Origin of the sequence: Aquirufa esocilacus (assembly GCF_042715595.1) — a bacterium.
GTDB classification, from domain to species: Bacteria; Bacteroidota; Bacteroidia; order Cytophagales; family Spirosomataceae; genus Aquirufa; species Aquirufa esocilacus.
In genome coordinates, this window is the sequence record NZ_JBBKXX010000002.1 from 459,904 (window position 1) to 474,393 (window position 14,490).

Annotated in this window: 1 protein-coding gene (only partly in view); it reads left to right on the forward strand. The window is 38.6% G+C overall.

Annotated features, from left to right (window positions below; genetic code table 11):
- On the forward strand, window positions 1–14,490 hold the 5' portion of the coding sequence (locus tag SKC37_RS07625; RefSeq protein ID WP_377980902.1) for a tandem-95 repeat protein. Its footprint extends 14,472 nt past the window's final position; the window shows 14,490 of its 28,962 coding nt (coding positions 1–14,490); it begins with the start codon at window positions 1–3; the stop codon falls past the right edge of the window.

Here is a 14,490-nt window from a genome sequence, read left to right on the forward strand (position 1 = left end):
ATGAAATTACGTTTACCGATTCGCTTTGTTCTAATTGTCCTTTTTCAGCTGGTTTCTGTGTTTGTTATTGCACAGACGCCGTGTGTGGTTCCTTACAATCCTACTCCTGCTACCTCGTGGGGAATGATTCAAAAATTTCAGTCCAATGCGGTTATTTGGAATGGAGGAATACCTACTGCGGCAGATCTGAATGGTGATGGTATTTCTGAAATTCTGGCACCCGCTAATGATAATTCAGGATATTACGTATACAAAGGAGACGGCTCCAATGCGACTACCGCCACTAAAAGTTTCGTTATTGCTACCACTAATGAGCGCTCCGTTCAACCAGCTATTGCTAATATTGTAGGTTCTTCATCACCAGAAGTCGTGATGGTCAACGCTTTGGGATTTGTTTACATTTTTAGTAATACTGGTGGCACAGAGACTAACTTTTTGTACAAATCAACAACAGCTTCACAATATGACAATGGGAACTTTGTTAATCAAATAACGAAGTCCGCTACACCGTATATTGTAGATATTGACGAAGATGGCACAGCCGAAATCGTGATAGGTTCAGATGTTTTTGGAATTGTCAATGGCGCATTAGTTAAGAGAGTAGCAGGGTTGCCTTTAAATTATTCCAGTCAAACTTATGGTTCAACTGGTACTCCTATTGATGTGATTGTTGTTGACATTATTTCAACTAATCCCGGCAAAGAATTAGTTTTTGGATCAAAAGTGTACGGCTTTAATCTTGCAGCAGGCACTATGTCCTTGTTAAAGGATTTGAGTACTGTTTCTGGTTCAGGAATTGCGGCAAACGATAACGGCCCCACTGCCGTAGGCGATATGAATGGGGATGGGAAATTAGACATTGTATATAATGGATCTTCTTTTGTAGTGATGTGGGACCCTAACGGAACCACATTAGCCAATACCTTACTTTTTAAAAGAGTGCCGCCATTTTTTAATTATGGAGTTAGAGGTTTACCCTTAATTGCCAATGTGTACAATGATAAAACAACGGGGGGCAAAGCCACAGATTTGCCAGAAGCAGTTATTATCAACTCATCAGGTGCAAGTTCGGGTGCCGTAACAGCCTATAATTTAAACTATAATACTACTGCAGGAACAACGACGCAACACATCTGGACATTTGGGACCAATGACATGTCGGGTTCTACGGGTATTACCGCATTTGACTTTGATGGAAATGGTATGCGAGAAATCGTATACCGCGATCAGTCCACGTTGCGGATTATCAATGGCAACCTTGCCACACCAGTTAATTATGCTTCAGCACCTGTTGCTTCTGCTACTTGGGGAGAATACCCAATTGTGGCCGATTTAAATAATGATGGTCAAGCAGAAATTGCAGTTACGGGTAACAATATGCTACAGGTTTTCGGGAGTGATCCAGCCACGTCTTCTTGGAAAGGTGCTCCCAATTATTGGAACCAGCGCAACTACCGCATTGTCAATATCAATTCGAATTTAACGGTTCCTACTACTGAAATTAATGCAGCGAGCACTATTGCGTACAATAACAATGAAGCGCAGTTGCAATTTTCAGATGCTACAGGGAATGGGGTGCCTAGTGGATTTACGTATTCGCCCGATGCAACCATCACCATTAATTCAATTACGGGTGTTTGCCCTACTATGATTGTTTCTGCAACTATTAGTAATACGGGTGCTGCAGTTTTACCAGTTGGGACGTTTGTTTCTCTTTACGATGCAGATCCAACGAGTGTCGCCGCTAATTTAATAGGCACTTTTCAAACAGCCGCTGCTATTGCTGCAGGAGCCTCCATCAACGTTTCGATTAATGCACATTTAGTAGGCGGTGGTTCTCGAATTTTTGCGGTGGTGAATGATAATGGAACCAGTGCAACACCTTTTAATTTAAGCACTTGGTCAACCAATTTTAAATCAAATACCCCTATTTACGAGTGTAATTTTGTCAATAATATCAGCTCAAGAACTTTTACACCCTGTTTAGATTCGGATGGGGACAATGTGCCTGATTTTGGAGATATTGATGATGATAATGATGGCGTTTTGGATTATGAAGAACAAACTTGTTCCAGTGCGTCCATGAGTAAATCAGATATTACTGTTAGCTCTGGCATTTCCTGGTTCTTTCAAAATGCACCTGCAATAGGATTAAATGCATTATTGGATGGTTCACAAATTCAACAATTGTATCCTACGGAGACAGCCATCGCTAATAAAACGCTTTTACAATTTAATTTCGTTACTCCTAAAGTGCTCAACTTAATTGAGCTCGAGAATAATGCAAGTCAAACCCCCTTTGTAGCAGGCGGAACCTATAAAATTCAGGGATCTAATAATGGTATAACATGGGAAGATATTGTTGGTTCTCAGGCGATTGCCAATACAGCTCCGATATTAGCTACGACTAATTCGATCAAATTTAATATGCCTGCTAACTATAAAGGCTATTTTAACTATCGAATTTTTGCCATTAATGTTACGGGACAAGCTAATTGGGCAAGAGAAGCTTATTTTAGAGAAGTCACTTGCGTTGATATTAATACGGACGGAGATGGGCTTCCTAATCGATTGGATATCGATTCTGATGGCGATACCTGCCCTGATTCTAAAGAATCAAATATTAATACCACGCTAACTTCAACTGGCGTGGTGGCTACTTCTGGTAGCGCGGCCGCCACTTTTGGGAATAATGGTTTTGCGAATGCGTTAGAGACGGTTTCTGAAAGTGGTATTTATTCTGGATCATATGCATATGAAAATGCAACAAATTCATCTAAAAATGGATGTACGGATACAGATGGGGATTCTGTAGCGGATGTTTTTGATTTAGATGATGACAATGATGGTATACTAGATACGATAGAGGGAAATAGTTGTGTGGCATTAACAAACGATTTTCAAATTTTTAACGATCTAACGATCAAACAATTTAACCTTGTTTATAATGGGGACTTTGATTTAGGGGATACTGGATTTACTACAACCTATACAAAAGGTAATATTGGAGCTTGTGGAGCTTATCTTGTTGCACCTACAGGCTGGGTTTCTAGTGCAGGGTCTTTATCTGAAGGAAATGCCATGCAAATTAATGCTGACTGCGAGGCCCCATTTACTGCTTTTTGGAGTCAAACGGTATCAGTTAAACCCAATACGAATTATAAATTAGGTTTTTCAATCAGAAATGGGAATCCGGCCGCCGTTAGTTATAGTATTAATGGAGGTGCTCCACAAGGAAATTTTGGTACAACGGGTAATTGGGTTTCAAAGCAAGCTACGGTCAATTCTGGCAATAGGTCTACGATGGCCATCAGTCTTTTTGAAAGTACAGGCGCACCTATGTCTGCGGATTTTGGAGTTGACGATATTTTTTTAATAGAGATAAAGGACATTTATTGTTCTCAAAATTTAGATACCGATAATGATGGCATCTTGAATCATCTGGATGTAGATTCCGATGGTGATGGTTGTTACGATGCGGTAGAAGCGGGTATTTTAACATCAAGCAATACAGGAATTGTTGCCGGTGCTTATGGGTTTAATGGGTTTGCAAATAACTTAGATACAGCAGGCGAGTCGGGTATTTATAAGGAGACTTATTCTTATGCGTATGCGGTTAATGCATCATTTAATGCTTGTCTGGATACTGATGGGGATGGAGTAACAGATTTAAATGATATCGATGATGATAATGATGGAATCTTAGACAGGATTGAATGCGATATGCGCCCGCGTAAAATATTATTTGCAGGTTCTTCAGAAAGTTATTTGGGAATGCGCGCAAATTTATTTGCAGAATTTGATAATTATAAAATAGCTGGAGCAAGTATTGTGGAGTCCAATATTATTGAAACTGCGACAGTTCCTGCCGGTTTTTATGATGGCTATGATATGGTTGTTTTTGGTGGTGCGGCATTTAATACTATACATGCAAACCATTGGACTGCCTTACAAGCAGCTATACAAAATAAAACAAGCGAGGCATTTGTTATAGAGTCAGACAACTGTTGCGTTGTTGCAAATCAAAATGGCTTAACTAATTTATTAAATACAGTATTTGGTACATCGTATACTTTATCTACAACTCGAACAACTAGCACGAACGAAACGTACAATAAGAACGCTTCTAATAGTTATGCTAGTCAATTCAATACAAACGCATTATTAGGCGGCATTTATTATCCTATGTTAGGGGTTGCCAGTTCAGATATTTTATTTAGTTCTTCTGCGAATGCAACAGAGACAGTAGCAGGATTAAAACAATTACCAGGTACTACCGATAAAAATCGATTCGTGTCTTGGTTTGTAGATGGTTCAGTTACACAGACCACACCTTGGTATGCATCAAATGTCGGTAAAATTGCCACCGCTTTTTATAATGCTTATTCAAGTGCTAGTTCATTTACTTGTGATACTGATAATGATGGAATTTTCAATCATCTAGATTTAGATTCGGATGGCGATGGATGTCCTGATGCTAAAGAAACGAATATTCCGAACCTGAGATCAGGGACAATCAAAAATGGAACAATTGGTTCAATTACTACAACTACAGTAGATAATGCGATTGCAGGAACAACGGGTAATTATGGCGCAAATGGATTTGCGAATGTAGTAGAAACGGCAAACGAAAGCGGTATTTATAGCGGCACATATAATTACAGTTTTTCGTTAAATGCTAGTCTTAATGCTTGTTTGGATACAGATAGTGATGGAGTAACTGATATTTTTGATATAGATGATGACAATGATGGCGTCTTAGATGTCGTCGAAATGACGAATTGTAATTCATCTCTACTTATAACTCCTAGTTCAGCAACTTCAAGTCCAGTTTATGGAGGGAGCACAGCTACGCGTACAATTGATGGATCTGGCTTTACGGGTAGTGGTCTTAATGCATTAGCTTCGTCCCCTGCTGTTTTAGAAGACGCGTGGCTTTTGAAAGAACCATTAACATCCGGATTTATAGAATATAATTTACCAGGCAATTCCAATATTGGTGGCGTGGTATTATGGGCGCCTGATGCAAATAATTATGGAGGGGGCGATGCGCCGCCTAAAGACTTTACGGTTGAAATTACCTATAATAATGGGCAAGTATTCACTACAGGTATTTACACTACTGAACAACCGAATGGAAGTGGGTCAAACCGTGGAGCTCAGCCATTTTACTTTCCACAAACCTTTTTAAGTGCAACTAAGGTAAAATTAAATATCATCAATGGTTGGTATGATATAAATAATAATAGCCTTAATCAAGTAAGTACGGATGGCATAACTGTTAGCGCAGCTTACAATATGTTTTTGGGGGAGTTTAGGGTTTTGTGTGGAGCTACGGATTTAGACACGGATAACGACGGAATTCCAAATAGGTTAGATTTAGATTCAGATGGAGACGGTTGTCCAGACGCAAAAGAAGCGGGTATTATCGGTACACTAAATAATGGAATAATCAAAAACGGAAGTAATGGGGCCGTTTCTACCACTACTTCGGGAGTTGCGGGATCCATTGCAAATGGTGGTTATGGAACGAATGGATTTGCAAATGCTTTAGAGACAGTTGCAGACAATGGAATTTATTCAAGTGTTTACAATTATGGTTATGCCATTTACGCAGGGACATCGGCATGTTTAGATTCTGATGGTGATTCGGTAGCAGATGTTTTTGATTTAGATGATGATAATGATGGTATTTTAGACCAAACAGAATCGTCATCTTGTAGCACTACTCCTAATTATATTTTTAGAAATATTAACGGAACTACAACGGGGGCAATGGGCTATAATGGCGCCTTCCCTTCCTGGATGTTAAATTCATTTACAGAATCTGAAGATGGGTATAGAATAGTTTTTGATCAACCTGTATCGGATGTGGTCCTTCAGTATGCTTCCATCTATCAAGACGATCGAATTGGTGATTTCACGGTTAAACTAAAAGATGGGACAATCATTGCTGGCATAGATTTTAATTTATTAACTAGCTATGGGCCTACTAATTCAATCTGGACTCCACAGCCCAATAATACAGGTAATTTTAACGGTAATTTTACTAAGTATTTTGGTGCGCCTTTTTCTACGAATACGCCCTATTTTAGAACAACAGTAGCTAATACGGGAACTACTCAGTCATGGGGGATTGTACAATTAAAAAATATTGCCGGCGCAGCCGAAGTGGGTATCTCAGAAGTGAGTTTCAGAATCATTGGGGGTACTGCCACATCTGGAACCGGCGGGTTAGCTGTATTTGCTTCTTGCTTTTTTGACCAAGATACCGATAACGACGGCATTTCAAATCGCATAGATTTAGATTCAGATGGGGATGGATGTACGGATGCAGTGGAAGCAGGGGTATCTGGAACCTTATCTACAGGTACTGTAAAAAATGGTTTGTATGGTGTAGTTAAAACAACTACGGCTAATGTAGTGAGCGCAATTGCAGCTGCACCTTATGGAGTAAACGGTTTAGCGGATGGTGTGGAAACGGCCCCTGAAAGTGGTTTAATTAATTATACTTCAAAGTATGATCCCCAAGCAATAAGTAAAAACTTAGCGAGTTGTGCAGATACCGATGGTGATGGCGTTTTTGATTCTGTTGATATTGATGATGATAACGATGGGGTATTGGACGCGGTGGAGTCGCCTAATTGTTTTTACAGGGCTGCAGAATGGTTATCAGGTAATAGAAGTGAAATTCTAGAGAGTACTTCGCTTGCTATGAGTTCAACCTATAGAGATTTAAGTAAACTAGTGGATGGAGATAATGGAACTGCAGCGGCAAATTATTCTGTCATTTTTAATGCATCCACCACTGCCGCTCAAACGGTTTATGGCTTTCAAATGCCGGTGCCGGTGGCATTAAAAAGAATTTATGTAGGGTACGTAAATACGAACACCCATTTTAATACGGGTACGATTATCAGATTAGAGGGATCGAATAACAATACTACTTGGACTACATTAGGCACAGGATATGGTGCAGTCACGTCGATACCAGGAGTAACGGGATCCATTACGGCAAATACGTTTACGGTAGATGATGCTAACATTGCTAGGTATTCTAATTACAGAATTTATTGGGTTTCTGGGGGAGGTGTAAATGCATCTGGTATTGCCAATGAAGTTTATTTTGAAACCGCTACTTCTTATCAGCCAAGTACAAGTCCCAAAGCGGTTTGTATAAATGATACGGACAAGGATGGAATCTTAAATCACCAGGATTTAGATTCCGATAATGACGGATGTTCTGATGCCATTGAAGCAAAGAGTTCAACAACCGCTACAAGTACAACAGTTTATCCAGTGTTTTCATCAGGGGATGATACAAATGCTAACGGTTTATTAAATGTGTTTGAAAGTGCTACGGCAGGGGTAGTGAATTATACTTCGGCTTATGATCCATTTGCTTTAAGTGCCAATTTAGCCTTGTGCAAGGATACGGACGGGGATGGAGTCTCTGATAACACTGATTTAGATGATGATAATGACGGTATTTTAGATGCCTTGGAATCTCCTGATTGTTTTTATTCAGAAAACGATTGGCATTTTGGTAATCGTTCAGACATTAAAGTTTCCTCGGGAATGTCCATGACAAGTCCACAAAATCAACCACAAAAATTAGTGGATGGTAAAAATAGTGGGGTTAGTTATGATGTGAGAATGGAAACCACTACTTCAACAGTCAATGCACTGGGTTCAGGTAGACAGGTTTATCAATTTAACATGAATATCCCGGTTAAACTTTCCAAAATTTTACTGGGATACACGGGTATCTATTCACACTTTAATGATGGCACTAAATTAATTTTAAGAGGATCAAACAATGGTGTGAATTGGACATTTTTATCTGGTTCTGGTACAAGCACATCTACTGCAGAAGTCACCTATGACGCAACCATTAATGCCAACTCTGCAACAGAAACTTCTACCATTTACCCTTATCCAGCAACAACGCAATATGCTACTAGTGCCAATATATTTTCGGTAACACAAAATGCAGCAAAGTATCAGTACTATGATATTTATTGGTCAAGTGGCGGAGGTATTAATAATACGGGTTATGCAAATGAGGTGTATTTTGATGTAGCGTCAGATTACATTCCAAGCGAACACCCTAAGGTAGATTGTTCGAATGATACGGATGGAGACGGCATCTTGAATCATCTTGATTTAGATTCAGATGGTGATGCTTGTCCAGATGCAAAAGAAGCCGGCATTACAGCAAGTTTAACATCGGCATCGGTCATTAATTTAGTTGGGGCGACGATTGCCTCTGGAACTTCAACTTCAACCTTACAAAACGCAATCATTGATGGAGCTGGTGTCTCTACTTTTGGCAATAATGGATTTGTCAATACATTAGAGACTGCTAGTGAAAGCGGTGCTTATAATGGTACCTATAATTATAGTATTGCTATTAATAAAGCCCAAAGTATATGTTTAGATTCTGATGGCGATGGCACACCTGATTTAGTAGATTTAGATGATGACAATGATGGGGTTTTGGATATTGTGGAATGTCCTGTTCCTGGTAAAAAACCTTTAGTGCCAAGATTTGATATTGCTTCTGGAGCAAGCAAGACCGCAACTTTTACAAATTTCCCTGAAGAGTTATGGATTGATATTTGGGCCCTAGATAACAATTTTAATTTAAAAATTAACAATGTAGATATTACCAATGTGAGTGAACTGAATTTTGCTCCATTGGGTGCTGGTTATCCTTATCCAAAGCCTTATACTGATATTGTAAGAGCGGACGGAACTGCAATTTATCCATCCGGGAATGTTTGGAATTATCCAAACGCGTCTCAATATCCATTAATCAGAGTTAAGATTAATAATAATGGGTATTCTAAAATTTATGGATATGATTTTGTTAATGGAACTGGTAATTATAAAGAGTTAGTTTTAGTAAGCGCTGTTTACCAAAAAGTGCCTATTAATTTAACAGGCACCAATACAATTGTTTTTAGTCAAGATAATACTTGGGCACCATCAAATTTAAATGCGGAGTTTAATACCTTCAGTAGCGCAGGTTTTTGCGATACAGATGGCGATGGGTTAGAGAATCGATTGGATTTAGATTCAGACAATGATGGATGTAGTGATGCGTATGAAGCTAAAACAACGACAGACATTTCAGCCAATTTTAAATTTACGAGCGGTTTCGGTACCAATGGATTCGTAGACGCTAAAGAAACAACGGCAGATAATGGAATATATAACGGCTATTATCCGTACGATTTTGCCATTGATGCAACGATCAAAGCGTGTAAAGATTCAGATACTGATGGTGTCCCTGATGTATCCGATTTAGATGATGACAATGATGGAATTTTAGATGCGGTGGAATCACCATCTTGTTTTTATAGTTTATCAGAATTATCAAAGCCAGTTGCTGTCAGTTCAGATTTAATGCCTTATGATGCTACTGGTACTTATTCTGTTGACAAATCAATTGACGGTTCATTGGCTACTTATTCTGCTTTTAAATCAGGGCAGTTTCTCGCTAACAATGAAATTTTAAAATATACTGCGAATGGTCTCATAGATATTACAAGTTTGACTCTAGACCTAGATTTCAGAGCGATATCAACTGATGCTGCCAGTACATTTAGATTCCAAGGTTCGGTAGACAATGTGCTTTGGGATAACTTAAACACAGCTCCAGTTTCTTCACTGACCTATACGCCGCCAGCTACTTTAGTTTTGACCAATAATCTTCAGGCGGGTAAAAAGTATAAGTATTTTAGATTGTATGGAGTTGCAGGTACTTCTAATTTTGGTGGCGTTGCAAATGCTACATTTAATTTAGCGTCTTCGAATCGATCAAGTGCAAATCCTAAATTAACTTGTTCAAACGATACAGATTCTGACGGAATACCAAACAATTTGGATTTAGATTCAGATGGTGATGGATGTCCAGATGCAAAAGAAGCAGGCGTTACAGGAACACTTACAACGGGTTCGGTTGTAAACTTAACTTCTCCATCAGGTACGGCTACTTCGACTACGGCAAATGTGGCTAGTGCCATTGCGTCATCCACTTATAGTGATAATGGTTTGGCAGATGCTTTAGAAACGGGGACAGAGTCAGGCAATTATTCGGGGACTTATACGTATGATTTTGCTGTTAATAAGTCATTGAATGCTTGTTTGGATACAGATAATGATGGTGTTCCAGATTTGTTTGATATAGATGATGATAACGATGGTATTGTAGATGCAGTAGAATCGCCATCCTGTTTTTACGATGCAAGTGAACTATCCATCCCAGTTTCTATTAGTACGGAATTACTTCCTCATTCTTCTTATACAATTGAGAAGGCATTGGATGGTATAACAACTACTGCATCTGCTTTTGCGCCTACTCAAAACTGGGTGGGGAAAGAAATTTTTAAATACACTGCCACTAGTTCAATTCCAATTGCTAGCATTGATATTGATTTAGTGAATTGGGGCTTGTCATCAGATGCGAACCAAACGTTTAAACTACAGGGGTCCAACGATAATAGCACCTGGTCGGATTTGTCGGCTGCTTTGAATTCACAAACAAATACCGGTACGTTTAGTATTCGTAATACTTTATTGCCTAGTGATAAATTTAAATATTTCAGAGTGATTGGGGTGGCTGGAAATTCTAATTACGGAGGTGTTTCAGAATCGAGATTTGTTCTATCTAATTCTTTTGTTCAAAGTCAGTACACTAAACCCACTTGTTTAACAGGTCGAGAAGATGCGGATTTAATCCCTAATCATTTAGATTTAGATTCAGATGGGGACGGATGTTCTGATGCATTAGAGGCGGGAACTTCCACTAATACAACAGCTAATTTTAAATTTACGGGTAATGCATTAGATTTTGGGGCAAATGGTTTTTATAATTCTTTAGAAAATACAGCTGCAGAAAGTAATTTATATAAAGGTGTTTACACTTATGATTATGCTATCGATCCAACCTATAAAGCATGTACAGATACAGATGGCGATGGCGTAGGGGATTTAGTAGATATTGATGATGATAATGACGGTATTTTAGATGCCATTGAATCGCCCACTTGTTTTTATACTTTAACTGAATTAGCAAGTCCCATTTCAGTAAGTAGTGAGTTAGTGCAATATTCATCTTATGTTATTGGGAATGCCATTGATGGTATAGGAACTACTGCATCTGCATTCAATGCAAATCAAGATTGGGTGAATAAAGAGATTTTCAAGTTTACTGCTAAAAGTTATATTTCAATTTCTGGAATGAGTTTTGATTTAGTCAACTGGGCTTTATCAAGTACTAACGCAAGTACCTTTAAATTACAAGGATCAGGCGACAATCTAACTTGGATAGATTTATCAGTACCCACATTTTCTTCAGCCACCAGTGGAACTTTCACTATTTCGAATACACTCGCAACTACTGTGAAATTCAAATATTTCCGGATTTTAGGAGTGGCAGGATTGAGTAGCTATGGAGGGGTATATGAGGCCAAATTTAATCTCGCTACATCAACATCCGTTAGTGCAAGCCCTAAGCCAACTTGTTTAACGGGTCGTTCTGATGGGGACATAATTCCTAACCATTTAGATTTAGATTCTGATGGCGATGGATGTAGTGATGCATTAGAGTCAGGAACATCATCAAATACAACAGCCAACTTTAAATTTACAGGTGCCTCGGCTGATTTTGGAGCTAATGGATTTATAAATACACTAGAAAAAACCAATGCCGAAAGTAATTTATACAAAAGCACATATACCTATTATTATGCGACCAATAATACATTAAATGTTTGCTTAGATTCAGATGGGGATGGTGTAAATGATATCATTGATTTAGACGATGATAATGATGGTGTTCTAGATTATGTGGAACAATCTTGCGAAGGATCTGTCATGAGTAAATCAGATATCACGATAAGCTCTGCTGTAAATTGGTATTTTCAAAATGCGCCAACTGGATTAAACGCATTTTTGGATGGCTCTTTGATTCAACAAATTTATCCAACTGAATCGAGTATCTCTAATAAGACAGTATATCAATTTGATTTTATCGCGCCTAAAGTATTAAACTTAATTGAGTTAGCAAATATTACGAATCAAACACCTTTTATAGCAGGCGGAACCTATAAAATTCAAGGATCAAATGATGAGGGGACAACTTGGAGTGACATTGTTAGTTCACAAGTAGTGGCTAACACATCTCCAATCCTGGCTACGACCAATTCCATCAAATTTAATATGCCTGCCAATTATAAACCCTTTTTATCGTACAGGATTTATGCCATTAGTATGACGGGTCAGGCCAATTGGTCTACAGAGGTTTATTTTAGAGAAGTAAATTGCGAAGACATTAATACGGATGGGGATGCGAACACCAATAGATTAGACCTTGATTCGGACGGTGATGCATGCCCTGATGCTGTTGAAGCGGGTGCAACGTATATTTCAACGTCTGGCATTTCAGGCACGGCTAGATTGACCACAAGCATAATTCCGAGTACACCCAATTACGGTGCTAATGGTTTTGCCAATAGTTTAGAAACTTCCACCGAATCGGGCGCTTACACCGGAACCTATACTTATGTTTATGCTACTGATGCTACCGTAAGTGCTTGTGAGGATACGGATTCAGATGGTGTGACTGATGTGCTTGATTTAGATGATGACAACGATGGTGTGTTAGATGTCGTGGAATGTCCAGTTTTTGCTCCTAATATATTATTAAACGGCACATTTGACACCAATACAGCTGGTTGGACTGCTGGTGCTAACTGGGTTTATTATACGCCAGGTTTTCTTTGGAACTCTGCAGAAAATGTAACGAATGATAAAATTTCCCAAACTTTTGCTAAGCCTATTATTCCCGCAGCACAAACTACAGTAGATGTTGTTTTTGATGTTAATACAAATGGATATGGTTGGGATATATCAAGTGCGAGCACTGCATCCTTAGATGTTATTTTAAATAACAAAATATATGCTACTATAAGCAATCCTAATGGAGGAACCATTGCAAGTGTAGTGGCTAAAAATAGCGCAACAGTCAATGTTTCAAGTGTTGATATTGTAGCAAACATGGTTCCTACAACAAAGATGGTTGTTAAAATACCTAAAACAGCACTTGCAAATACAAACACATTAAGTTTTAGTTTTACTGCTTCTAGTGATGATTTTGGTATTGACAATGTATTTATTGGAACACAATTAGATGCTTGTGATAAAGATGGAGATGGCATTATAAATAGTAAAGACCTCGACTCTGATGGCGATGGTTGCCCCGATGCGGTGGAAGCAGGAACTACCTATATTTCAACCTCTGGTATTTCGGGTTTGGCTAGATTATCAACAAGTTTAATTCCTGGCCCTTTTGATGATAATGGATTTGCTAATGGCGTAGAAACCGTTGCTGGATCAGGTCTTTATAAGGGAACTTATACATATGATAATGCAATCAATGCATCCATTAATGCTTGTACGGATACCGATGGTGATGGCGTATCGGACGTGCTAGATTTAGATGATGATAATGACGGTGTGTTGGATACCATTGAGAATAATTGTTCGGTGGTTGTTGTTAACAAAACGGGAGCGATTATCACGAAACCATCTACCATAACGTATGGTTTTAATGGGAACACCATTGCTAATTTAATTGATGGTGTGGATAATAACGTTTATGTTGTTAGTGCCCCTTCAGGTACTTTAAATGGCCCTTGGTTTAATTTTGAATTCCCTAGTCCTAAGGTTTTAACCTATTTGGAAATTGGGCATTATCAAAATCAACGTCTTTTTTCTACAACGTCTACTTACAAAATTCAAGGTAGCACAGATAATTCCAATTGGGTAGATGTTACAGGTACATTAACGTATAATGATGTTGCAACCACTACTAGTGGAGGTTTGTCAAACTTCAACTCCAATATTGCTAATTTCCCTGCCAATACGAAGCCATATAAATTTTATAGAGTTTTAGGAATTAATGCGGCTTCTGGTGGTGGATGGGCAACCGAAATACATTTTAAAGAATTTGTGTGTGCATCATCTGATTTTGATAATGATGGCATACCTAACAGTTTAGAATTAGACAGTGACGGCGATGGTTGTTTTGATGCGGTGGAAGCAGGTACAACGAATATTTCTACATCGGGTGTTGCGCCTTCGGCTAAATTAACTACTAGTGTCATTCCTAGTCCTTACGGTGCCAATGGTTTTGCTGATGGATTAGAGTCGACAACAGAAAGTGGATTATACACAGGAACATATACTTATGACTTTGCAAACAACACATCTATTAAAGCATGTTTAGATTCGGATACGGATGGCGTACCCGATATTACAGATTTAGATGATGATAACGATGGGGTGTTAGATACGATTGAGCAAACAAATTGTGTTACAAGCGGAATCAATTTAAATACATTAACATTTAATGGGTCTTCTATTACAGCCAAAACAGCAAATAGTTTAACTACAGCCGGTGGCGATGCTTGGAAATCATCC